This is a genomic window from Mycolicibacterium tokaiense, from assembly GCF_010725885.1.
Lineage (GTDB): Bacteria > Actinomycetota > Actinomycetes > Mycobacteriales > Mycobacteriaceae > Mycobacterium > Mycobacterium tokaiense.
In genome coordinates this window covers 2,150,826-2,172,701 of the sequence record NZ_AP022600.1, presented here as the reverse complement: position 1 = coordinate 2,172,701, position 21,876 = coordinate 2,150,826, and the positions used below count along the sequence as shown (strand labels likewise).

Sequence of the window (21,876 nt, the reverse complement as noted above, 5' to 3'; positions counted from 1 at the left end):
AATCCGTCTCTTTTGTACGTTACGACCCCTGGGTGCGCGGCCACTGGGTGAACGCGTCGACGTCCCCCGGAGGTTCCCCCACGTTCTCTACCAGGCGCAACAGCCGTCGACGGCCGCTGATCCGCAGCGCCGGCCGCGCACCGCGGGTACCGATCAGAGTCGGCGCAATCCCGACCCGCATCAACGCCGACGCCAGGGGCGAATGGGTGTCCGGAGCGTGCGGGTCCAGGCCGAGTAGATAGCGGTCGGCTTCCGGCGAACCGGCCGCCAGGGTCCACGCACGGAGCTCCCTGGGCCCGGGCAGCCAGTACGGCGGCACGGTCTTGACGGCCCCGCGGGTCCACTCCCGGGCGATGCCCACCAGCCGGGGGTCGGCCGCGGTGCGCACCAGGGGACTGTTCTCCTCGGTGCGGCCGATCTCCGGCTGCAGACCCGCCTCGGTGATCATCTCGGCCAGGGCGGCGGCCCGCCACACCGCGTCGACCACCACCGACAGCCGGGCACCGGCATCCAGCAACACCACCTGCCCACTGGCGGCCAGCAGTCCCGTCAGATCGGAGACGGCAGGGGGCACCGACTCCGCGGAGAAGAAGGACAGCTGGGACACGCCACTGACAGTAAGCCAGCCCGGAAAGGGAACACCCCCGCCGGATCATCCGTGCGGGGGTGTGTCGTCAGCTGTGCTGACTCAGACGGCGCGGACGCCGGTGGCCTGGGGGCCCTTGGGGCTCTGGCCGACCTCGAACTCGACTCGCTGGTTCTCTTCCAGGGTGCGGAAGCCCGAACCCTGGATTTCCGTGTAGTGGACGAACACATCAGCGGAGCCGTCCTCGGGGGCGATGAAGCCGAAGCCCTTCTCCGCGTTGAACCACTTCACAGTTCCCTGTGGCATCTTTCGATCTTTCCTTAACTCGTACCTACCGGGTGCGGTGCACCGAGTCTCGGTGTACCGGGCCCGTTCCGACCGCACATCCTTCGCAGGAACCGCGACCGCAACGTCGATCCTGCGAAAGCTTTGACACCACACAGAAGCTGCGACCACCCATATCCAAGCACGTTCGTGGCCGACGCGACAGTCTCGTTGCTACAGACTCGTGAACAATTGGCGGACGTGACGGTGAATTTCGGCAGCGAACTGCTCTCAGCAGCCGTTTCCGGCGCTGGGCCGGGTGAGGATCCCATCCGCCACGTCGCCGAAATGCCTGCTCGCACGGCCCGCACCGCACCGTGGCCGACCTGGGCCGATCCCGAGATCGTGGCACTGTTCACCGACCGCGGCATCACCGCACCCTGGTCGCATCAGACCGAGGCCGCCGAGTTGGCACACGCCGGCAGGCACGTGGTGCTCAGCACCGGGACCGCGTCCGGGAAATCACTGGCCTACCAACTGCCGATCTTGCAGACCCTGGCCACCGACCGGCAGGCCCGGGTGCTGTACCTGTCGCCCACCAAGGCGCTGGGCCACGACCAGCTGCGCACCGCCCACGAGCTGTGCTCGACACTTCCGCTGCTGGCCGAGATCGCCCCCACCGCCTACGACGGCGACAGCGCGCCCGAGGTCCGCCGGTTCGCCCGGGAACGGTCGCGCTGGCTGTTCTCCAATCCCGACATGATCCACCTCTCGCTGCTGCGCAACCATGCCCGGTGGGCGGTGTTCCTGCGCGGCCTGCGCTACATCGTGGTCGACGAATGCCACTACTACCGCGGCATTTTCGGTTCCGGCGTGGCAATGGTGCTGCGCCGGCTGTTGCGGTTGTCGCGCCGCTACTCCGGCGCACCCACGGTGGTGTTCGCCAGCGCCACCACCGCCTCGCCCGGCGAGACCGCGGCCGAGCTGATCGGCGAGACCGTCGCCGAGGTCACCGCAGACGGTTCGCCGCACGGCGCCCGCACGGTCGCGTTGTGGGAGCCCGCGCTGCGCACCGACATCACCGGTGAGAACGGCGCCCCGGTGCGGCGCTCGGCGGGCGCGGAGGCCGCGCGGGTGATGGCGGATCTGATCACCGAGGGAGCCCGCACCCTGACCTTCGTCCGATCTCGGCGCGGGGCCGAGCTCACCGCACTGGGTGCCCGGGCCCGACTCGAGGACACCGCACCGCAACTGGCCGAAACGGTGGCGTCGTACCGGGCCGGCTACCTCGCCGAGGACCGCCGGGCACTGGAGGCGGCACTGTCCGACGGGCGCCTGCGCGGCGTCGCGACCACCAACGCCCTCGAACTCGGTGTCGACATCTCCGGCCTGGACGCCGTCGTGATGGCCGGGTTCCCCGGCACCGTCACCTCGTTCTGGCAGCAGGCCGGCCGCTCGGGCCGCCGGGGTCAGGGCTCGCTGGTGATGCTGATCGCCCGCGACGACCCCCTGGACACCTACCTGGTGCACCATCCGTCGGCGTTGTTGGACAGACCGATCGAGCGGGTGGTCATCGATCCCGGCAACCCGTATGTGCTGGGACCTCAGCTGCTCTGCGCCGCAGTGGAACTGCCCGTCAGCGACGCCGAAGTGCGGATGTGGGGCGCCGAAACCGTGGTGGGTGGGCTGATCGACGACGGTCTGCTGCGGCACCGGGGAGGCCTCTACTACCCCGCACCGGGCGTGGATCCGCATCCCGCCGTGGACATCCGCGGGTCCATCGGTGGGCAGATCGCCATTCTGGAGTCCGGCACCGGGCGGATGCTCGGCAGCACCGGCGCCGGACAGGCCCCCGCCACCGTGCATCCGGGGGCGGTGTACCTGCACCAGGGCGAAACCTACGTCGTCGACGACCTGGACTTCGAGTCGGCGGTGGCGTTCGTGCACGCCGAGGAGCCGGGATACACCACCCACGCTCGCGAGGTCACCGACATCAGCGTCACGGCTCCCGGCGAGCAGGTCGAGCTCGGCGACGTCACGGTGGGACTGGTGCCGGTGGCGGTGACCAACACGGTGGTCGGTTACCTGCGCCGCACACCGGCCGGCGAGGTGCTCGATTACGTCGAACTCGCCATGCCGACGTCGACTCTGCAGACGGTGGCGGTCATGTACACACTGACCCCGGAACTGTTGGAACGCAACGGGATCGAGCTCCTGCGGATCCCGGGTGCGCTGCATGCGGCCGAACACGCGGCCATCGGTCTGTTGCCACTGGTGGCCAGCTGCGACCGCGGCGACATCGGTGGGGTGTCCACGGCCGTCGGCCCCAGCGGGCTGCCTACTGTGTTCGTCTACGACGGGCACCCGGGCGGGGCGGGTTTCGCCGAACGCGGGTACCGCCAGATCCAGACGTGGCTGGCCGCCACCGCCGCGGCGATCGAGGCCTGCGAATGCCCGCAGGGCTGCCCGTCCTGCGTTCAGTCACCGAAGTGCGGCAACGGAAACGACCCGCTCGACAAGGCGGGCGCGGTTGTCGTGCTTCGCTCTGTGCTGAACGAGATAGCACGACTGGGCTGACCGCTGGCACGGTGGACGTGATCATGGGCGACGACCGACCCCTCGACGGCCGCCTCATGAGGCGCCACTCCACCGTGGCAAAGGTGCGATCGAACGGTCGGACATCACGATCCGTTCCCCAACCCGACATGTCGGGCGCATCGCAAAAATTACCCTGCGCGCAAGTCCGGCGCAAATCAAAAAACAAAGGTTCCTGGTGGTCACCGCGTGGTTGCAACGATTCAGCTACGGATTCAGTGGTGCAGGCGGCTTTGTGCCCTCAATCCCGCAGTAGAGTCCCTCCATGGCCCATGACTGGCTCCTCGTCGAGACGCTGGGCATGCAGACCCTCGACGGCGAACCCGTGGTGGTGGCTCAAGGTGATCAGCTGAAGAATCTGGTGCCGCTGGGGGTGTTCCTGCGGCGCAATCCGGCGGTGGACGTCTTCCGGAAAGCGGTGGCCGACACCATCGCCGGTGGAGTGGCGGTGCGTCGGCAGACGGCTGCCGACCGCCGCGTGGTGCAGACCGAGCCGGTGGTGATGTCCGACGGCCGGGTGCACGGGGTACACATCTGGGTGGGCCCCACCGACGCCCGTCCACCGCAGCGACCGGTGCCCGGACCCCTGCTGTGGGACCTGACCACCGGGCTGGCCACCGACACCGCGCAGTCCCTGGCCAACAGCGGCATGGACCCCGCTGTCGAGAAGACCCACGGCAGGACATTCGCCCAAGACATGCCCACCAGGGCCCTGCAGGCCGACGAGACCGAGGTGCTGGCGCTGGCGGTGAACAACCGTCCGGGCCGGACTTATTGCAACACCTGGGATGTGCCCGACCGCAACGGCACCATCATCACGGTCGGCTTCGTCGCCCGCACCGCGATGGAACGCGCCGCCGACGGCACCGAACATCTGATAGCCCGGGCGATGAACTGGCGCAGCAGCCGCCCCGGTCCGGTGACATCGCAGGACACCCTGGCGCAGAGAATCCTCGACAGCCTGGCCCGGCCGGGCAGTTACCGCGCCCTAGTGGACATCAACACCTGGACTCTGCTGCGCTGGCTCGACGAACCGTGCCCACTCTACGACTGGCAAAGCCGCTCTGACACCCGGTGGGTCCATCCCGACGACGCACCACTGCTCGCAGCGATGACCGCCGAACTCGACAGTGGCGTCACCGAACGGGTGCTGCGACTGCCCGGCCTCGACACCGAATGGGTTGCCCTGCACGTGACGGTGCACCGTGTGCAGTTGGAACCGGGCATATTCGCCGGGATGATCACCATGCGCGCGCCCACCGCGACCGAGCTGGCACGGAGCTCCTTCTAAACGGGCCCGGCCCGCGACCGCGCGCCCGCCCGCCCGGTCCCCCACCGCCCGAGGTGGACCGGAACCTGCACCGCGACAGTCACATCGGCGCCGTGCACCGAGCATTCGGTACCGCGCGCCCGCATCGCCGCGGCCACCGCATCCGCAGTCGCACAGGCCTGTGCCCTGCCCTCGACCAGTGTCACGGCCGCCGCCAGTGCGGCGAGGTCGGCGGCCGCCTGCGCGCGGTGCCGGGCCACCACCGCAGCCCCCAGGTGCGCCACCGCGATGGTCACCGCCATCACCGCGGCCACCATGGCGACGGCGAGCACGCTGCCCGCACCCCGGTCATCCGCCAGGCTCGGCCGCCGCGACCGCTTCGGCCGACAGGGTGAGGCCCGGCAGTCCGGTGGCCGCGACGGTGACTGTCGCCGTGACGTACCCGCCGTCGGAGCGGACGGTGATGCCCGCCCCCACCGGAGCGACGCGCCGGGCCACCGCAACTGCCGACGGATCGCCACGTGCCGCCAGGCGCGCCGCTTCCCTGGCGGCGTCGATGCACCGGATCTGCGCAGCCACCGCCGCGATGGCCCCGAGACAGAGCACCAACACCACCACCAGAGTGGCGACAGCCAGCGCGGCCTCGACGGTGGCGATACCCCGGTCATCGCTCAGACGCTGGTGTTGAGGGCGCGGCCGATCACCCCGGTGAGCGCCGACACGATGGAGTCGCCGGTGACCACCGAATACAGGATGGCCCCGAAGGCCGCCGCAGCAATGGTGCCGATGGCATACTCCACGGTCGACATACCGGCCTCGTCGACCGCCAGCATGGTCAACCGCAGCCGCAGCCGCGCAATCATGGTGTTCATCAAGGGATCTCCATTCTGTTGGGGTGTTCACCACAAACCTGACCCGAAGACGTCGCCGGCCAACCCGGCGACGGTGGGGATGATGCCCAGGCACACGAACGCCGGCAGAAAACACACACCGAGCGGACCAGCGATCAACACCGAGGCCCGTTCTGCCGACGCCGAGGCCGCGTGGCCCGCGTCGGCGCGAATCTGATCGGCCAGTTCTGCCACGCCCGCCGCCAGCGCGGTGCCCGACGCCGCCGAACGCCGCGCCAATCGCAGCAGCGCCTGCCCGTGCAGGTCGTGGGGGTCGGATTCTGTTGCTGCCCAGGCAGTATCGGGGTCAGCTCCAAGGGCCAGCAGGTCGGCGGCTCGGGTGAGTACTGCGGCCAGTGCCGGGGGCGCGTGGCGGGCGCCGGCCCGCGCGGCGGCGGGCACGGCCATACCGGCGCGCAGACACACCGCCATCACATCCAGCGCTGAGGCGCCGGCCAGGGGATCCACCGTCCGCGATCCCGGATGGTCTGCACGGGTGGCCCGGCCCGACGGGGCCCGTAGCCGGGCAACCCGCGGCCGGCTCCCCACCAGCAGCGCCAGCGCGAGTAACAACGCTGCAGTACTCATGCCGGCACCCGGTCGGTGATCCGGCCCGACCACAGCACACCGGCGCACACCAGCACCACACCAACCACCAGCACCCACCCACCGCCGGCGCCGCGCACCAGGAAAGCCACCGGCGCGGCGCCCAACAGTTCGCCGAGGACCACCCCGAGCACCGGCAGTCCGGTGAGAATGGCTGCAGTGGCCCTGGCTCCAGCCATGCCGGCATCCACCTGCGCCGCGAAGCGCGCGCGCTCGGCGAGGTCCAGATGAGCGGTGTGCATCAGCATCCCGATCGGGAGACCGTGGTCGCTGCCCAGCTGCCAGCAGCCGGCCAGCCGTTCCCAGTGCCGGGGAATCCCGGATCTGTCCGCAACCGCGCGAAGGCCCGCGGCCACGTCCGCCCCGAGCCGGGCGCGGGCGGCCACCGCGGCCAGTCCGGCTCCCACCGGACCCGGTGTCTCCGCGGCGGTGGCCTCGAACGCCCGCACCGGGTGGGCCCCTGCCCGCAGTTCCGCGGTGAGCAACTCCAGGGCGCCGGCGAGGATCCGGCCCTCCTCGGTGATGTGGCGGCGGGCCTGCCGCCGACGGCGCCGCAGCCAACCGGTGCCGGCCGCGACCGTGACCGAGATGGCCACCGGTGCAGGCGTGCCGATCACGACAACCGCGATCAGCGCCGCCGCTACAACCGGCACCGGTACCCGCCGCCGCGCTGTAACGCGGGTGGGCGCGGCCCGGCTGCGCGGGCGGATCAGCACCGCGGCGGCCAGCAACAGCGCGGCGGCGGGGATCATGCGACGCCGTCGAGTCGGCGGCGCAGCTCGGCAAACCCCTCGACCCGGCCATGCTCGGCGTGCCAGGCCGTGCGTACCCGACAGGTGCCGGTACCGTCGTCACGCTCCAGCAGGGCGATCTCGTTGAGCTGGCGGGAGCCGTCGGGTGTGCGCGAGACGTGCAGCAGGACACGCACCGCCGCGGCGAGCTGGCTGTGCAGCGTGGCGCGGTCCAGACCGCCTAGCGCTCCGAGCGCCTCGAGCCGAGCCGGAACCTCGGTCGGGCTGTTCGCGTGCACCGTGCCGGCGCCGCCGTCATGGCCGGTGTTCAGCGCGGCCAGCAGATCCACCACCTCGCCGCCCCGGACCTCCCCGACGACGATGCGATCCGGGCGCATCCGCAGTGCCTGGCGGACCAGTTGGCGCACCGTGACCTCCCCGGCACCTTCGATGTTCGCCCCGCGGGCCACCAGCGACACCAGATGGGGGTGGGGCGGGGCCAGTTCCGCGGCATCCTCGACGCAGACGATGCGCTCACCGGCGGGCACCGCCCCGAGCAGCGCGGAGAGCAGGGTCGTCTTGCCCGCACCCGTGCCGCCGGAAACCAGGAACGCCAACCTGGCCAGGATGATCTCGCGCAACAGCGCCGCGGCGTCCGGCGTGAGCGCTCCGGCGGCGGCCAGCGCCGAAAGATCGTGCGTGGCGGGCCGCAGCACGCGCAGCGAGATGCAGGTGCCGGCGGCGGCGACCGGCGCCAAGATCGCGTGCACCCGGACTGTCAGCCGCCGCGGACCCACGTCGGCGAGCAGGCCGTCCACCCACGGGGACGCGTCGTCGAGCCGCCGGCCGCACGCCAGCGCCAGACGCTGGGCCAGGCGCCGGACAGCCGCGTCGTCAGCGAACTCCACCGGGGTGCGCCGCAAACCGTTTCCGGCGTCGATCCACACCTGCGACGGTGAGGTCACCAGGACGTCGGTGGTGCCCGGTGCACACAACAGCGGTTCGAGCACCCCCGCACCGGTCAGTTCCGTCTGCACCGCGCGCAGGCTCGACAACACCTCGGTGTCGCCGAGCAGGCCCGCCGATTCGGCACGGATGGCCCGGGCCACCGCCCCGGCCTGCAGCGAACCCCGCCCGGCGTCGGCGGCCAGACGCTCCCGGACACGATCGATCAGTGACTCGGTCACGCGGCCTTCCCCACACCGCGATTCGGCAGCAGGGCGGCGACCCGGCCCGCCGCCGCGGCCAGCGGTGAACGGGCCCGCAGGCGCAGCCCGCCGTGCTCGAGTTTCTCGGCGATCAGCGGTTCCGGTCGCATATCCGCCAGCAGCGGCAGTCCGGTGAGTTCGGCAATCTCCGCGGCCCGCAGCCCGCCCGGCGCCGGCCCCCGGACCACCAATCCGACGTTGGGGTTCACCGCCGAGATCGCCGGCGCCATGGCGACCGTGGCGGCGCACGCGCGCACATCGCAGGTGGTGACCACGACCACCAGATCGGCGTCGTCGAGCGCGGTCGCGACCGGGTCGCTGATGCTTCGCGGTAGATCGCAGACCGCGGTCACGCCGTCGCGGCGGCCCGCGCCGAGCACCGCCGCGACGGCGCCGGCGGGCACGTCGTGGCTGCGCCGCGCCCCGGACAGCACCGTGATGTCGCCGACGCTCGGCAGCGCGGCGTGCACGGCCGGCCACGACAGCCGCCCGCTCTGCACCGCCAGCTCGGGCCAGCGCAGGCCGGTGGTGTGTTCGGCGCCCAGCAGCAGATCGGCCCCACCGCTCCACGGGTCGAGGTCCACCAACAGGGCGCGCGGGAAACAGTGCGCCAACGCGGCCGCAAAAACGGACGCGCCGGCACCGCCGCGTCCCGGGATCACTGCCACCGTGACGCCACTGTCGGGGTGAGCGGCGGGCAGGCGGGCGTCGGCGATGGCCCTCACCAGCACCTCGGTCTGCTCGGGCAGGAGCAGAACGCTCTGCGCCCCAAGGGAAATCGCCACCTGCAAAGTGGCTGCATCAGGCTCGGTGAGACCGCAGACGAACACCGCCGGGCGACGTGGCAGCCCGGCGCAGGTGCAGCCCGTGGCGGCCTCTCGGTCGAGCACCACCGCTGCAGCTGCCGACCACACCGCGCGCACCGGCGGCCGCGAGGGATCCAGATGGGCGGCCCGCACCCCGGCGGCGGCAGCGGCCCGCTCGACGTCGTCGCGCAGAGAGGTGTCGTTCAGGAGGGTCAGGAGTGCAGCGGTGTCGGTCACCGCTCCACCGTCGCCGGGCGCCGCGGCCGGCCACCAGTCACCAAATGCGATCTGTGGATGAATTGCCAACTGGGGACAACCGCGGAATTTCGTTCTCAGCGAAACCGGGCTGCTACCAGGGACCGTCGTCCGCCGCTGGCGAAACATTGGTCCAGACAAAAGACGACCCTCGCCAGGGGGGGAGGAGGCGAGGGTCGTCGTGTATCAGCCCCGGGGGGTCGGGCTGATGCACACCCGGCACAAGCCGAGTAATACTCACTATACACACGACCCAGCACACTGGCGCAAGTGTCGAATCTCGACACGCGGGCCGGGGTGCGCGCAACACGACGGTCAGTAGAAGGTGGCTTGAACTGCCATTTTTGATGCTCTCCCGGTTCTTCGGGTCTGCGCCCCTATTCTGGGGTCGTGACCGCCTCCGACGGGGACGCCGTGCAGCTAACCCCACTGCAAACGGATGGGGCGAGCGCGGACCACACCCGGACCGCCGCCTTCTTCGATCTGGACAAGACGATTCTTGCCAAATCGAGCACGCTTGCTTTCAGCAAACCATTCTTCGATCAAGGTCTGCTGAATCGGCGAGCAGTGCTGAAATCGAGTTACGCGCAATTCCTGTTTCTGATGTCCGGCGCGGATCACGAACAGATGGATCGGATGCGGTCCTATGTCACCGCCATGTGTACCGGCTGGGATGTCGAGCAGGTGAAGTCGATCGTGGGAGAGACCCTGCACGGGATCGTCGATCCGCTGGTATTCGCCGAGGCCGCCGATCTGATCGCCGATCACAAACTGTGCGGCCGTGACGTGGTGGTGGTCTCCGCCTCGGGCGAGGAGATCGTGGCGCCGATCGCCCGGGCGCTGGGCGCCACCCACGCCATGGCAACCCGGATGGTGGTCGAGGACGGCCGCTACACCGGCGAGGTGGCCTTCTACTGCTACGGCGAAGGCAAGGCGCAGGCCATCCGGGAGCTCGCGCATCGCGAGGGCTACCCGTTGGAGCACTGCTACGCCTACTCGGATTCGATCACCGACTTGCCGATGTTGGAGTGCGTGGGGCACCCCACCGTCGTCAACCCGGACCGCAGCCTGCGCCGCGAGGCCGTCAGTCGGCAGTGGCCGGTCCTGACCTTCAGCAGACCCGTCTCGCTGCGCGACCGCATCCCCGCACCATCCGGCGCGGCCGTGGCCACCACCGCCGCGGTGGGAATCAGTGCACTGGCCGCCGGCGCGCTGACGTACTCACTGCTACGTCGATTCGCGCTCTGACACACCGGGATAACGATCCGAAGTTCACCCTTGCTGTGACCGCGGTCACGGAGTACAAAGGAAGGCACGGAAGCCCGGTGAGGCCAAGACCGACTCGGAAGAGAAGGGTCGATCTCCCGCATCAGGTAACCCAGCACGGATCCCGGTACCCACGCGGAGCCAGAGCCGCTATAGAGGCAGAAGCGTTGCGGGCCTGCGAATTTGCGAAGAGCGGATGAACCAGGACCTCTTGGGTTGAGGTCAGCTTCACACCGCGTCGCACAATCGCCGAGGCCAACCCACGCAGCCCACCTATGGACGCTTGGTAACCGGAGATCCGTGCTAGCGGGCGGCGAACTGAGAACTGGATGCCCAGTGCTCGGAGCGCCGCCCGCTTTGTGCGTACCGGTCCGTCACTTCTTCTGGTCCGCGATCGAAATCGCTTCGCGGGCACCGGCTTGCAGTGCCCGGCAGTGAAGCAACAACCATTCGGTGAGACCTTTTTCCGTGCCGGTCGCGAAGCCCTGCGCCGCCGCCCGATACTCAGCGGCCCGGCGCATCCAGTACACCTCAGGCACTCCGATGCCGTGCGGATCCAGACCGGTGGCGATGGTGACCAGCCGAGCCACACCGCGCGCCAACACACCGTCGGCGCTGCCGAACGCGGCCAGGGTCAGCAGTTCGCCGTGCGCGACGGCGGCCAGGACAGGGGCGGGAACCGCGGACCGACCGGTCACCAGTTGAGACATCAGGTCCAGCCGAGCCGCCACCTCGGGGTCGGCACGCGGACGCGCCAGCGCGCTCTCCTCGGCCACGTCGGCGGCGGCCAGCATGTGCAACCTGGCCAGAGCCTGCAACGGAGCCCGGCGCCACACGCCCACCAGCGTCGTCTCCCCGCCCTCCAGGGCCTGCGACACCCGCAGCGCACCGGCGAAGATCGGATCGGAAGTGGTGGTCTCGTCCAATTGCGGAGTCCCGCCGTCGAGCACGGACGACGCCCTGGCCGCCCGCAGCGCCGCCTCGGCTGCAGTGACCGGCCAGCCGCGTAGGTTGGCACGATGCCGGTGGGCGCGGCCCAGCGCATCCCGGGCCTGCTCGGCAGCGTCAGCCACTCCTGGCAGGTCCACCAGCGGGGCCAACGGATCACCACTCACGGCGCGCAACCCTACCGTTCGGCGCACCGCAGCCACCGCCCGCGGCGTCGTTGTGACATGCCAACGCCGTTGCAACCTTGGGTGACTACGCTCACAACCATGACCGAGACGCACATCGAAGTTCTGTCAGCGTATCCGCCCGCCGCGGAGTTCGCCGAGCAGGCGAATGCCACCGCGGCGCTGTACGACGAGGCCGAAGCGGACCGTTTGGCGTTCTGGGCGGCGCAGGCCAACCGGCTGTCGTGGGACACCGCGTTCACCGAGGTGCTCGACTGGTCGAACGCTCCCTTCGCGAAGTGGTTCGGCGACGGCAAGCTCAATGTCGCGTACAACTGCGTGGACCGCCACGTGGAGGCCGGCAACGGCGACCGGGTGGCGATCCACTGGGTGGGTGAGCCGGTCGAGCACCACCGCTCCATCACCTACGCCGAACTCAAGGACGAGGTGAGCCAGGCCGCCAACACCTTGACCGAGCTCGGTCTGGTCGCCGGAGACCGGGTGGCGATCTACATGCCGATGGTGCCCGAGGCCATCGTCGCGATGCTGGCGTGTGCGCGCCTGGGTGTCATGCACTCGGTGGTGTTCGCCGGCTTCTCCGCCAGCGCGCTCAAGGCCCGCATCGAGGACGCCTCGGCCAAGATGGTCATCACCACCGATGGGCAGTACCGCCGCGGTGCGGCCGTCTCCCTGAAGGCCGGCGTCGACGAGGCCATTGCCGGTCTGGGCGAGGACAGCCCCGTCGAACACGTTCTGGTGGTGCGCCGCACCGGCATCGACGTCGAGTGGACCGAGGGCCGCGATCTGTGGTGGGACCAGACGGTGCCCAAGGCCTCCGTCGAGCACACCCCGGCGGCCTTCGACTCCGAGCATCCGCTGTTCCTGCTCTACACCTCGGGCACCACCGGTAAGCCCAAGGGCATCATGCACACCTCGGGCGGCTACCTCACCCAGGCGTCCTACACCCATTTCAATGTCTTCGACATCAAGCCCGAGACCGACGTCTACTGGTGCACCGCCGACATCGGCTGGGTCACCGGGCACACCTACATCGTCTACGGCCCGCTGTCCAACGGCGTCACCCAGGTGGTCTACGAGGGCACCCCGGCTTCCCCCGATGAGCACCGGCATTTTCAGATCATCGAAACCTACGGGGTGACAATCTATTACACCGCTCCCACGCTGGTGCGCACCTTCATGAAGTGGGGTCGCCAGATCCCCGCCGCCCACGACCTGTCGTCGTTGCGACTGCTGGGCTCGGTCGGTGAGCCCATCAACCCCGAAGCCTGGCGCTGGTACCGGATGGCCTTCGGCGCCGACACAACCCCCATCGTGGACACCTGGTGGCAAACCGAGACCGGCGCCATCATGATCTCCCCGCTGCCGGGGGTCACCCACACCAAACCGGGCTCGGCGATGCGTGCCCTGCCGGGGATCTCGGCCAAGATCGTCGATGATGACGGCAACGAACTCGCCACGGGCACCGACCACGGCGAGCAGGCCTCCGGCTACCTGGTGCTCGACAAGCCGTGGCCGTCGATGCTGCGCGGCATCTGGGGTGACGAGGAACGCTTCAAAGACACCTACTGGTCGCGGTTCGCCGAGCAGGGCTGGTACTTCGCCGGCGACGGCGCCCGCTACGGCAGCGACGGCGAGATCTGGGTGCTCGGGCGCATCGATGACGTCATGAACGTCTCCGGGCACCGCATCTCCACCGCCGAGGTGGAATCCGCTCTCGTCGGGCACTCCGGGGTGGCCGAGGCCGCCGTCGTCGGCGCCACCGACGAACACACCGGCCAAGCCATCTGTGCGTTCGTCATCCTCAAAACCTCCGCCCACGGCGGCGAGTCGAACATGATCGACGAACTGCGCGCCGAAGTCGCCAAGGAGATCTCCCCGATCGCCAAACCCCGCGAGATCCACGTGGTTCCCGAGCTGCCGAAGACCCGCAGCGGCAAGATCATGCGCCGTCTGCTGCGCGACGTCGCCGAAGGCCGCGAACTCGGCGACACCTCAACCCTGGTCGACCCCAGCGTCTTCGAGGCCATCCGCGCCAGCAAGTAGTCCTATGCCGGGGGATCAGGCCGGGACGAATCCCGTTCCCGGCCTGCCCTTGGCCGTGATGTCGGCCAATTGCGTCGGAAACGACATGGTTACCGCTGGTGTGTGCAGCGGGATGAACTTGATGACACAGCTGGGCAGGTCATTGCTGAACGCGCCGTGGATCATCCCGACCAGCTTGTTGTTCGCGGTCACCGGCGCACCCGAATCCCCAGGGGCGCCGCACACCTGGTTCAGGACGGTCCCGGGATCTTCGCCGGGACCCCACGTCACGCCGCACGACGTGCCGGTGGTGCGCCCGAGCTTGCAGACCACCTGACCGAACGCGGGGTCGGGTCCCAGCCCGTCGATGATGAAGCCGTCGACATTGTTGGTGGGGATGACCTTGCTGCGGTCGAAGCGGATGACGGCGTAGTCCAGCGCCTCGTTGCCGGCCACCATGACCCCGACCGGGCCCGAGCTCTCGGCGCCCTCAGCGGAGACCTGTGCGCCCGGCCCACCGCAGTGCGCCGAGGTGAATCCGACGAGATCGCCTCGGTTGTCGGTGCCGATGGCGGTCAGCGTGCAGTACGACTCGCCGTTGATCACGATGCCCGAGCCCCCTCCGAGGGTGACGGGCGCGGCGTTTGCCGAGCCGGCCGTGGCGACCGACAGCGACGTCAATGCCGTGACAACACAGATCGCGAGGCGCGCGAGTTTCAAGCGAACTCCCAAGTCGGGGTTTGGCCGGGGTCGTCCCCAGTGAACCAGACATGGCACCATGAAGCCGTGAGCAATGGTGACCGCAAGAATGGTGTGCCCGCGACCGTGACGTCGATCCCGCTGATCGATCCCAACGCCGTGCCCGCGGATCCGTCGATCGGCGACCTGGTCAAAGACGCCACCACGCAGGTCTCCACGCTGGTGCGGGCCGAGGTGGAACTGGCCCGCGCGGAGATCACCCGGGATGTCAAGAAAGGGCTGACCGGCAGCGTCTTCTTCATCCTCGCCCTGGTGGTGCTGTTCTACTCCACCTTCTTCTTCTTCTTCTTCGTCGCCGAGCTGCTGGACACCTGGTTGTGGCGGTGGGCGGCCTTCCTGATCGTCTTCGGTGTGATGGTGTTGACCACTGCACTGTTGGCATTGCTCGGCTACCGCAAGGTGCGCAAGATCCGCGGCCCGCAGCAGACCATCGAAACGGTGAAAGAGACCAAGGCCGCGTTCACCCCGGGTGACAAGACGCCGCAGGCACCGGCAACCAAAGCTCCGGCGACCACTGACCCCTCAGGCTGGTAGTGCCGCCCCCGGATCCGTCCGCCGTCCGCATCGGCGGGCCGTGGCGTCACCACGACGTCCACGCGAACGGTATCCGGTTCCACGTCGTCGAGGCCGAGGCCGGGTCCCCCGATCATGATGCCCCGCTGGTGGTCCTGCTGCACGGCTTCGGTTCCTTCTGGTGGTCCTGGCGCCACCAACTGCGCGGGCTCTCCGGAGCGCGGGTGGTGGCCGTCGATCTGCGCGGCTACGGCGCCAGCGACAAACCTCCGCGCGGCTACGACGGCTGGACGCTGGCCGGCGACACCGGCGGCCTGATCCGCGCGCTGGGGCACACCTCGGCCACGCTGGTGGGCCACGCCGACGGCGGCCTGGTGTGTTGGGCCACCTCGGTGCTGCACCCGCGGCTGGTCCGGTCCATCGCGCTGGTCAGTTCCCCACACCCGACGGCGCTGCGCCGCGCCGCGCTGACACGTCGTGATCAGGGCCGGGCGTTGTTGCCCTCCCTGCTGGCCTATCAGCTGCCCCGCTGGCCCGAGCGCGTGCTGACCCGCCGCGGCGCCGACGATCTGGAAGCCCTGGTGCGTAGCCGCGCCTCGGAGAAGTGGCTGGCGTCGGAGGACTTCGCGGAGACCATCAATCACCTGCGCACTGCGATCCGGATCCCGGGCGCGGCGCACTGCGCGTTGGAGTACCAGCGCTGGGCGGTGCGCAGTCAGCTACGCAGCGAGGGCAGGCGCTTCATGAAACAGATGAAGCGGCAGATCGGGATTCCGGTGCTGCACATGCGCGGCGATGCCGATCCGTACGTGCTGGCCGATCCGGTGGACCGCACCCAGCGCTACGCCCCGCACGGGCGGTTCGTGTCCCTTTCGGAGGCGGGCCATTTCGGCCACGAAGAGGCGCCCGATCAGGTGAACGAGCACCTGATGCGGTTCCTGTCGGTCAGCTGACGCAAGATCCGGTGGGCGTCCGTTCGGTGGCGTTGACCTTCAACATCTGACGCTCCACCTCCTTGGCGGTCAGCACGAACCCGGTGTCGGTGTCGTCGACGGCAGCGCCGAACACCACGCCCAGTACGCGGCCCTGCCCGTCGATCAGCGGCCCGCCTGAATTACCCTGGCGCACAGTGCCCCTGATGGTGTACACCTCGCGGTTCACCGTAGTGGAGCGGTAGATGTCGGGACCGTTGAGCTCGATGATCTCGCGCACCCGGGCGGGCGTGGCCGTGAAGTCGCCGCCACCGGGGTAGCCCAGCACCAGCGCGTCGGTACCCGTCGCCGCGGGCTCGTCGACGAAGTCCAGCGGCGCGGCAGGCAAATTGGGCACGAACAGCATGGAGATGTCGGCGTTGGGGTCATAGGACACCACCACGGCGTCGTAGGTCTGGCCGGCGGACTCGACGGTGACCGTGTCGGATCCGGCGACCACGTGCGCATTGGACATCACGTGCTGGGGCCCGACCACGAATCCGGTTCCCTCGAGCACCTTCTGGCATCCCGGCGCCACGCCGCGGATCTTCACCACGCTCGGTTGCACGGCCGCCACCACCGCGTCGGTGGCCAGCACTGCATTCGGCGGGGCCACCTCCACGATCGGGGTGCGGCCGAACGGCTGCAGCACGGCCGGCAGACCCGAGGTGTCCAGCAGGGCCGAGAGGCGTTTGGGCACTGCCCGCAACCACTCCGGCGCCACCTCGTCCACCTGGGCCAGCACCTTGGAACCCTTGACGGCATTCACCAGATTGGTCTGATCCGACGACGTCAACGGGGTGGCGAGCAACCACGCAGCGACCATCACCACGATCACCTGCAGACCCACCCCGATGAGTGAATCGACAAGTCGCACAGCGGGATTGCGCACAGCACCACGTACTGCGCGGCCGAGCACCACGCCGGCCACCTCGCCGACCACCACCAGCGCCAGGATCAGGAACAGCGCCGCGAACAGCTTGGTGCGAGCCCCGTCGATGTGGTTGACCAGGTGGGGGGCCAGCAACACCCCGGCAACAGCGCCCAGGATGACACCGATGAACGACATCACCGAACCCAGGGCCCCGGAACGCCAGCCGGACACCGCTGCGATGAACGCGAGCGCGACGACCGCGATGTCCAACCACTGCGAGGGGTTCACCGGAGGTCTCCGTGAGTCTGTCCGCCGCCCACGAGCGCGAGTGCCTCCTCGAGTTCGACGACGTTGGTGGTGTCCCAGGGGACCGACCATCCGGCCACGTCGAGCAGTGCGGAGATCACCTGTCCGGTGAACCCCCACACGAGCATCTGGTTCAGCAGGAACGCCGGTCCGGCGAAGCGGCGGGTGTTGGTGGTCCGGTAGACGGTCAGCCGGTTCTCCGGGTTGATGAAGGCCCGCAGCGGCACCCGGGCGACGATCGCGGTCTCGGCCTCGTCGACCACCGCGACCGGACCGGGGTCAGGCGAATAGGCCAGCACCGGCACCACGAAGAAGCCCGTCGGCGGGATGAACATGCGCTCGAGCGTGGCCAGCGGGCGCAGCCGTGTGACGTCGATCCCGGTCTCCTCCCAGGCCTCCCGCAGGGCGGTGGCAACCGGTCCATCATCACCTGGATCGCTGACGCCGCCGGGAAAGGCCGCCTGCCCGGCGTGGTGGCGCAGCGTGGCTGCCCGCACGGTCACCAGCAGGTCGGCCTCGTCGGGCAGGCCCGGCACCACGGAGTCGGGCGCTGCGGTGTCCGGGCCGGAGAACAGCACCAGCACCGCGGCATCGCGGCCGCTGCCGGTGGTCTCGGCGGCCTGGGATATCGACGCCAGCAGCTCCGGAGGCACCCGCCGCCGGTAGGCAGCACGGACCTCGTGCACGTTGTCCAGCAGCGGCCGCAACCAGTCCGGACCGATGTCGGGCGCCACGGGGACCGCACTGCTCACCGGCGGTACCCCTCTCATCGAAGTCGGTCGCCCACCGCCTCGGCGATCTCGTCGGCGCTGACAAACGCGCGGGGTAGGACTTCGGTCACGCTACCGTCCGAACCGATCAACACCGTCGCAGGCATGACGTTGGGAACCTTCAGCGCGGCGGCGATGCGCCGGTCACCGTCCTGCAGGGTGGGCAGCCGCACCCCCCATTCGGCGAGCCGGTCCAGCGCAGCCTCCTCATTGGGGTCCTGGTGCACGGTGACCACCAGGACCCGCTCCCCCATCCGCTGCTGGTACTCGACGAGGGCGGGCAGCTCGTCGGCGCAGGGACCGCACCAGTACGCCCACAGGTTCAGTAGCACCGGGCGACCGGCGAGCGACTGGGCCACGTCCACTGCAGCGCCGTCGGCCGCACAGGATGCCGACACCCCCCGCAGCGCGGCCGGACCGGGGCCCTGACCCGCCGGGCACGGCGGCAGATCCGCGGCTTGGCGGGCCTGAGCCAGGTCGGCGGGGTCCTGGGTCAGCTCAGCGGCAGCGGGCAGACCATTCGGCGCGCCGGCCTGCGGCGGGTCGCGAAGTTCGGACAGGAACGCCCCCACCAGCACCGCGACCAGCACCAGCGTCGCGACGGTCCACAGGCCCGCCTTGCTCACAACCCGGCCAGGGCCAGCAGGTGCTCGGTCTCAGGGCCCTTGACCAGCGGGGCGGCCAGCTGCGGGTCGGTGGGTCCGGCACCGAACGACGGGCAGTCCTTGGCCAGGACGCAGACCCCGCAGGCGGGCTTGCGGGCGTGGCAGACACGGCGGCCGTGAAAGATCACGCGGTGACTCAGCAGCGTCCACTCCGGGCGTTCGATCAGCTCGCTGACCGCCATCTCCACCTTCACCGGGTCCTCCTCGGCCGTCCAGCGCCAGCGCCGGACCAGCCGCCCGAAGTGCGTGTCCACAGTGATGCCGGGGATGTCGAACGCATTCCCGAGCACCACGTTGGCGGTCTTGCGGCCGATTCCCGGCAGCGTCACCAACTCGTCGAGGGTGCGGGGGACCTCGCCGTCGAACTTGTCCACCAGCGCCTGGCCCAGCCCGATCAGCGAGTTGGCCTTGTTGCGGTAGAAGCCGGTGGGCCGGATCAGTTCCTCGAGTTCGGCCCGGTTGGCGCCGGCGTAATCCGCGGCCGTGCGGTACTTGGCGAACAACGCGGGGGTGGTCTGGTTGACCCGGACGTCGGTGCACTGCGCCGAGAGGATGGTGGCCACCGACAGCTCCAGCGGGGTGGTGAAATCCAGCTCGCAGTAGACGTGCGGAAACGCCATGGCGAGCGTGCGATTCATCCGTCGCGCGCGGCGCACCAATCCCCGGTGCGTCTCCTGGTCCCACTGGGCACTCGACTTCGTCCTGCTCGCCACGTTCTCAGGCTACTGACCGGCTCCGACAGAATTCGTTACCGCCATGTCCGAGCGGTTGACAAACCGTGATCCTGCTGAGACCTCGCGCGTGTTTACTTCTCGTCGTGTCCTGGTTGCTCGCGGCGTCGGTTCCCGGCCTGCTCATGCTGGCGACCTTCGGGCTTCAGCGACTGGAGTCCGGCATCTGCCCCGGCAACGCCCGCGACGGCGCTGAGCTGACCAAACAGCCCGCGCTGCGGCCGGCGCCGACGCCCGCACCGCGTTTCGAATCGGACTTCCCGTCGTTCCCGTCGCTGCGCGCGGCCTTCGAGGCGCTCGACGGTGAACCCGGTTTGCCCACCCGGTTGAGCCCGTCGGCGCGGATCCCGGTGGAAGGGAATCCGCAGTTTCAGCCGACTCGCCATGCCGATCGTGTGTAGCGTTGGCTCGTTGCTCCACCGCTTACCTCTAGACTTAGATCGAAATCACAGGTAGAGGCTGGTCGGCGCACATCACAACCAGCCAAGAGTTTAAGAGGGGCAACGTGGACGAGATCCTGGCCAGGGCCGGAATCTTCCAGGGAGTCGAACCCAGCGCCGTATCAGCGCTGACCAAGCAGCTGCAGCCCGTCGACTTCCCGCGTGGGCACACCGTATTCGCCGAGGGCGAACCAGGCGACCGGCTGTACATCATCATCTCCGGCAAGGTGAAGATCGGCCGTCGCTCACCCGATGGTCGCGAGAACCTGCTGACGATCATGGGTCCGTCCGACATGTTCGGCGAGCTGTCGATCTTCGACCCGGGTCCGCGCACCTCCAGCGCCACCACCATCACCGAGGTGCGCGCAGTGTCGATGGACCGCGATGCCCTGCGCGCGTGGATCGCCGATCGCCCCGAGATCGCCGAGCAGTTGCTGCGCGTGCTGGCACGCCGCCTGCGCCGCACCAACAACAACCTCGCCGACCTGATCTTCACCGACGTGCCCGGCCGCGTGGCCAAGCAGCTGCTGCAGCTCGCTCAGCGTTTCGGCACCCAGGAGGGCGGCGCGCTGCGCGTCACGCACGACCTGACGCAGGAGGAGATCGCACAGCTCGTCGGCGCCTCCCGCGAGACGGTGAACAAGGCTCTGGCCGATTTCGCCCACCGCGGCTGGATCCGCCTCGAGGGCAAGAGCGTGCTGATCAGCGACTCCGAGCGGCTGGCCCGCCGGGCTCGCTAGTTCTTGTGGTTTGTGGAGTTTCAGCGGTGCGCACCGCCGCTGAGACTCCACAGATCACTCGTTGAGGTAGTCCAGCTGGGCCTGCACGGATTTCTCCGCCGCCTCCCACAGCTTCTGGTCGACGTCGGTGTAGACGTGCTCGACAACCTGGCGCGCCGACGCATCGTCCCCCAGCTCGCGCAGGGCACCGCGCACCTGATCGAGGCGCTCCTGGCGGTGCGCCAGGTACAGGTCGCTGACGGCCTCGAGGTCGTCGAGATCAGGGCCGTGGCCGGGCAGCACCCGCAGCTTCCCCAGCCCGCGCAACCGGTGCAGCGAATCCAGGTACTCCCGCAGGCTGCCGTCTTCGGTGTCGATCACCGTGGTTCCGCGACCCAGCACCGTGTCGGCGGTCAGCACGGCGCCGTCACTGAGGAAGGACACCGAATCCGCGGTGTGGCCCGGGGTGGCCAGCACCGTGATCCGCAGGCCGGCGGCGTCGATGACCTCGCCGTCGCGCAGGGGCCCCCCGAGCCCGCGCAGGAAGCCGCTGCCCACCGAGCGCACCACCGCGCCGGTGCGCTCCACCAGCTTGTCGATGCCGTCGGTGTGATCACCGTGGCGGTGACTGATCAACACCAGAGCGATGCGGCCCAGCGCCGCGATCCGCTCGATGTGCGCGTCGTCGTCGGGTCCGGGATCGACGATCACCCGCTCGTCGCTGCCCCGACCCTGGAGCACCCACGTGTTGGTGCCCTCGAGGGTCATGACACCGGGGTTGTCACACAACAGCACCGAGGCCGAGTCCGTCACCGGACGCAGCTGCGCGTAGGCCGGGTGCTCGAGGGTCACGCGATCTCGACGACGATCTCTACCTCGACCGGCGCGTTGCGGGGCAACTCGGCGACACCGACGGCGGAGCGGGCGTGTGCGCCCGCATCCCCGAAGACCTCACCGAAGAGTTCCGAGGCGCCGTTGATGACACCGGGCTGGCCGTCGAAGCCGGGGGCCGAGGCCACGAAGCCGACGACCTTGACCACCTTGACCACCGCGTCGATACCCACCAGGGCGTGCACGGCGGCCAGGGCGTTCAGCGCGCACACCCGGGCCAGCTGCTTGGCGTCCTCGGCGGTGACGTCGGCGCCCACCTTGCCCGAGCTCAGCAACTGACCGTCGGTGATCGGTAGCTGGCCGGAGGTGTAGACGAGGTTGCCGGTCTGCACCGCGGGGACGTACGCCGCGAGCGGTGCGACCACCGGGGGCAGCTCGATGCCGAGTTCGGAGAGCGTGGCCGACCAGCTCATTTGGGCCGCTTCAGGTAGGCGACGTGCTGCTCGCCGGTAGGGCCGGGCAGCACCGAGACCAGCTCCCACCCGTCGGCTCCCCACTGGTCGAGAATCTGTTTCGTGGCGTGGGTGAGCAGCGGCACGGTGGCGTACTCCCAGATGGTCGGTTCGCTCATGGGCAGAGCTTAGCCGCCGCCCTCATCCGCATGG

Annotated in this window: 26 protein-coding genes; 8 read left to right on the top strand and 18 right to left on the bottom strand. The window is 69.5% G+C overall.

Annotated features, from left to right (window positions below):
- Positions 1-19 precede the first annotated feature (19 nt).
- Both G6N58_RS10445 and G6N58_RS10440 read right to left on the bottom strand, forming a co-directional pair.
- Positions 20-607, bottom strand: a complete 588-nt coding sequence (locus G6N58_RS10445; RefSeq protein ID WP_068914669.1) for a hypothetical protein — start codon at positions 605-607, stop codon at positions 20-22.
- A gap of 81 nt (positions 608-688) precedes the next feature.
- Positions 689-892: a cold-shock protein gene (locus G6N58_RS10440; RefSeq protein WP_005138711.1), complete on the bottom strand. Its 204-nt coding sequence runs from the start codon at positions 890-892 to the stop codon at positions 689-691.
- Between the two features lie 219 nt (positions 893-1,111).
- Between G6N58_RS10440 and G6N58_RS10435 the strand changes: the two genes are divergently transcribed.
- Both G6N58_RS10435 and G6N58_RS10430 read left to right on the top strand, forming a co-directional pair.
- Positions 1,112-3,427 (top strand): DNA 3'-5' helicase SftH, encoded by a 2,316-nt coding sequence (locus G6N58_RS10435; RefSeq protein ID WP_435406151.1) that lies wholly within the window; start codon positions 1,112-1,114, stop codon positions 3,425-3,427.
- A gap of 283 nt (positions 3,428-3,710) precedes the next feature.
- On the top strand, positions 3,711-4,736 hold the full coding sequence (locus tag G6N58_RS10430) for a PAS domain-containing protein (RefSeq protein ID WP_115278784.1): 1,026 nt from the start codon (positions 3,711-3,713) through the stop codon (positions 4,734-4,736).
- Here G6N58_RS10430 and G6N58_RS30800 read toward each other — a convergent pair.
- Genes G6N58_RS30800 through ssd form a run of 7 tightly spaced genes read right to left on the bottom strand, consistent with a single transcriptional unit; the run spans position 4,733 to position 9,193 of the window.
- Positions 4,733-5,047 (bottom strand): Rv3654c family TadE-like protein, encoded by a 315-nt coding sequence (locus tag G6N58_RS30800; RefSeq protein ID WP_068914666.1) that lies wholly within the window; start codon positions 5,045-5,047, stop codon positions 4,733-4,735. The genes G6N58_RS10430 and G6N58_RS30800 overlap by 4 nt on opposite strands.
- 16 nt (positions 5,048-5,063) lie before the next feature.
- A complete protein-coding gene (locus G6N58_RS30795; RefSeq protein ID WP_272866094.1) occupies positions 5,064-5,390 on the bottom strand; it encodes a TadE family type IV pilus minor pilin in 327 nt (108 codons plus the stop codon).
- Positions 5,387-5,587, bottom strand: coding sequence for a DUF4244 domain-containing protein (locus tag G6N58_RS10420; protein ID WP_068914665.1), 201 nt, complete (start codon positions 5,585-5,587; stop codon positions 5,387-5,389). The genes G6N58_RS30795 and G6N58_RS10420 overlap by 4 nt, the downstream gene beginning before the upstream one ends.
- A gap of 27 nt (positions 5,588-5,614) precedes the next feature.
- Positions 5,615-6,193 (bottom strand): type II secretion system F family protein, encoded by a 579-nt coding sequence (locus tag G6N58_RS10415; RefSeq protein WP_115281599.1) that lies wholly within the window; start codon positions 6,191-6,193, stop codon positions 5,615-5,617.
- On the bottom strand, positions 6,190-6,963 hold the full coding sequence (locus G6N58_RS10410) for a type II secretion system F family protein (protein WP_115278786.1): 774 nt from the start codon (positions 6,961-6,963) through the stop codon (positions 6,190-6,192). The genes G6N58_RS10415 and G6N58_RS10410 overlap by 4 nt, the downstream gene beginning before the upstream one ends.
- Positions 6,960-8,129 carry a TadA family conjugal transfer-associated ATPase gene (locus G6N58_RS10405; RefSeq protein ID WP_115278787.1) on the bottom strand — a complete coding sequence of 390 codons (1,170 nt, stop codon included), beginning with the start codon at positions 8,127-8,129 and terminating at the stop codon, positions 6,960-6,962. Before G6N58_RS10405 ends, G6N58_RS10410 begins: the two co-directional genes overlap by 4 nt.
- On the bottom strand, positions 8,126-9,193 hold the full coding sequence (gene ssd / locus G6N58_RS10400; RefSeq protein WP_232067812.1) for a septum site-determining protein Ssd: 1,068 nt from the start codon (positions 9,191-9,193) through the stop codon (positions 8,126-8,128). Before ssd ends, G6N58_RS10405 begins: the two co-directional genes overlap by 4 nt.
- 408 nt (positions 9,194-9,601) lie before the next feature.
- On the opposite strand from ssd, the gene G6N58_RS10395 reads away from it, so the two are divergent.
- Complete coding sequence (locus G6N58_RS10395; RefSeq protein ID WP_083230493.1) at positions 9,602-10,459, top strand: HAD-IB family hydrolase; 858 nt, start codon at positions 9,602-9,604, stop codon at positions 10,457-10,459.
- A 392-nt stretch (positions 10,460-10,851) separates the two neighbouring features.
- Here the strand turns inward: G6N58_RS10395 and G6N58_RS10390 are convergent, their stop codons facing one another.
- Positions 10,852-11,592 (bottom strand): oxidoreductase, encoded by a 741-nt coding sequence (locus G6N58_RS10390; protein WP_115278789.1) that lies wholly within the window; start codon positions 11,590-11,592, stop codon positions 10,852-10,854.
- A 99-nt stretch (positions 11,593-11,691) separates the two neighbouring features.
- Here G6N58_RS10390 and acs point away from each other — a divergent pair, with 99 nt between their 5' ends.
- On the top strand, positions 11,692-13,653 hold the full coding sequence (gene acs, locus G6N58_RS10385; protein ID WP_115278790.1) for an acetate--CoA ligase: 1,962 nt from the start codon (positions 11,692-11,694) through the stop codon (positions 13,651-13,653).
- Positions 13,654-13,668: 15 nt separating this feature from the next.
- Here acs and G6N58_RS10380 read toward each other — a convergent pair whose 3' ends face one another.
- The gene (locus G6N58_RS10380; protein WP_115278791.1) at positions 13,669-14,352 is read right to left on the bottom strand and encodes a S1 family peptidase; all 684 of its coding nucleotides are present in this window, start codon (positions 14,350-14,352) and stop codon (positions 13,669-13,671) included.
- A gap of 66 nt (positions 14,353-14,418) precedes the next feature.
- Between G6N58_RS10380 and G6N58_RS10375 the strand changes: the two genes are divergently transcribed.
- Together G6N58_RS10375 and G6N58_RS10370 are read left to right on the top strand one after the other, a co-directional pair.
- Positions 14,419-14,925 carry a phage holin family protein gene (locus tag G6N58_RS10375; protein ID WP_068914658.1) on the top strand — a complete coding sequence of 169 codons (507 nt, stop codon included), beginning with the start codon at positions 14,419-14,421 and terminating at the stop codon, positions 14,923-14,925.
- Positions 14,925-15,857 (top strand): alpha/beta fold hydrolase, encoded by a 933-nt coding sequence (locus G6N58_RS10370; RefSeq protein ID WP_115278792.1) that lies wholly within the window; start codon positions 14,925-14,927, stop codon positions 15,855-15,857. The genes G6N58_RS10375 and G6N58_RS10370 overlap by 1 nt, the downstream gene beginning before the upstream one ends.
- Here the strand turns inward: G6N58_RS10370 and marP are convergent.
- Genes marP through nth form a run of 4 tightly spaced genes read right to left on the bottom strand, consistent with a single transcriptional unit; the run spans position 15,850 to position 19,203 of the window.
- Positions 15,850-17,037, bottom strand: a complete 1,188-nt coding sequence (gene marP, locus G6N58_RS10365; protein WP_115278793.1) for an acid resistance serine protease MarP — start codon at positions 17,035-17,037, stop codon at positions 15,850-15,852. The two genes, G6N58_RS10370 and marP, sit on opposite strands and share 8 nt — an antisense overlap.
- Entirely contained in the window at positions 17,034-17,825 is a 792-nt protein-coding gene (locus G6N58_RS10360) for an NUDIX hydrolase (RefSeq protein WP_115278794.1), read from the bottom strand. The genes marP and G6N58_RS10360 overlap by 4 nt, the downstream gene beginning before the upstream one ends.
- Positions 17,822-18,451 carry a TlpA family protein disulfide reductase gene (locus G6N58_RS10355; protein ID WP_115278795.1) on the bottom strand — a complete coding sequence of 210 codons (630 nt, stop codon included), beginning with the start codon at positions 18,449-18,451 and terminating at the stop codon, positions 17,822-17,824. Before G6N58_RS10355 ends, G6N58_RS10360 begins: the two co-directional genes overlap by 4 nt.
- A complete protein-coding gene (nth, locus tag G6N58_RS10350; protein WP_232067811.1) occupies positions 18,448-19,203 on the bottom strand; it encodes an endonuclease III in 756 nt (251 codons plus the stop codon). Before nth ends, G6N58_RS10355 begins: the two co-directional genes overlap by 4 nt.
- Before the next feature lie 104 nt (positions 19,204-19,307).
- On the opposite strand from nth, the gene G6N58_RS31175 reads away from it, so the two are divergent.
- Both G6N58_RS31175 and crp read left to right on the top strand, forming a co-directional pair.
- The gene (locus tag G6N58_RS31175; protein ID WP_115278797.1) at positions 19,308-19,622 is read left to right on the top strand and encodes a hypothetical protein; all 315 of its coding nucleotides are present in this window, start codon (positions 19,308-19,310) and stop codon (positions 19,620-19,622) included.
- A 104-nt stretch (positions 19,623-19,726) separates the two neighbouring features.
- Positions 19,727-20,401, top strand: a complete 675-nt coding sequence (crp, locus tag G6N58_RS10340; protein WP_005138643.1) for a cAMP-activated global transcriptional regulator CRP — start codon at positions 19,727-19,729, stop codon at positions 20,399-20,401.
- Between the two features lie 54 nt (positions 20,402-20,455).
- Here the strand turns inward: crp and G6N58_RS10335 are convergent, their stop codons facing one another.
- Genes G6N58_RS10335 through sp36 form a run of 3 tightly spaced genes read right to left on the bottom strand, consistent with a single transcriptional unit; the run spans position 20,456 to position 21,842 of the window.
- Positions 20,456-21,232, bottom strand: a complete 777-nt coding sequence (locus G6N58_RS10335) for an MBL fold metallo-hydrolase (RefSeq protein ID WP_115278798.1) — start codon at positions 21,230-21,232, stop codon at positions 20,456-20,458.
- The gene (locus tag G6N58_RS10330) at positions 21,229-21,684 is read right to left on the bottom strand and encodes a RidA family protein (protein WP_068914649.1); all 456 of its coding nucleotides are present in this window, start codon (positions 21,682-21,684) and stop codon (positions 21,229-21,231) included. The genes G6N58_RS10335 and G6N58_RS10330 overlap by 4 nt, the downstream gene beginning before the upstream one ends.
- Positions 21,681-21,842 (bottom strand): Sp36 family protein, encoded by a 162-nt coding sequence (gene sp36 / locus G6N58_RS10325; protein ID WP_115278799.1) that lies wholly within the window; start codon positions 21,840-21,842, stop codon positions 21,681-21,683. Before sp36 ends, G6N58_RS10330 begins: the two co-directional genes overlap by 4 nt.
- Positions 21,843-21,876: the final 34 nt, after the last annotated feature.

Bases quoted from the DNA above. Each gene is read 5' to 3' on its own strand.
- G6N58_RS10440 (WP_005138711.1), bottom strand. From the start codon at position 892: ATGCCACAGGGAACTGTGAAGTGGTTCAACGCGGAGAAGGGCTTCGGC.
- G6N58_RS10430 (WP_115278784.1), top strand. From the start codon at position 3,711: ATGGCCCATGACTGGCTCCTCGTCGAGACGCTGGGCATGCAGACCCTC.
- G6N58_RS10420 (WP_068914665.1), bottom strand. From the start codon at position 5,587: ATGAACACCATGATTGCGCGGCTGCGGCTGCGGTTGACCATGCTGGCG.
- G6N58_RS10415 (WP_115281599.1), bottom strand. From the start codon at position 6,193: ATGAGTACTGCAGCGTTGTTACTCGCGCTGGCGCTGCTGGTGGGGAGC.
- G6N58_RS10410 (WP_115278786.1), bottom strand. From the start codon at position 6,963: ATGATCCCCGCCGCCGCGCTGTTGCTGGCCGCCGCGGTGCTGATCCGC.
- acs (WP_115278790.1), top strand. From the start codon at position 11,692: ATGACCGAGACGCACATCGAAGTTCTGTCAGCGTATCCGCCCGCCGCG.
- G6N58_RS10360 (WP_115278794.1), bottom strand. From the start codon at position 17,825: ATGAGAGGGGTACCGCCGGTGAGCAGTGCGGTCCCCGTGGCGCCCGAC.
- G6N58_RS10330 (WP_068914649.1), bottom strand. From the start codon at position 21,684: ATGAGCTGGTCGGCCACGCTCTCCGAACTCGGCATCGAGCTGCCCCCG.
- sp36 (WP_115278799.1), bottom strand. From the start codon at position 21,842: ATGAGCGAACCGACCATCTGGGAGTACGCCACCGTGCCGCTGCTCACC.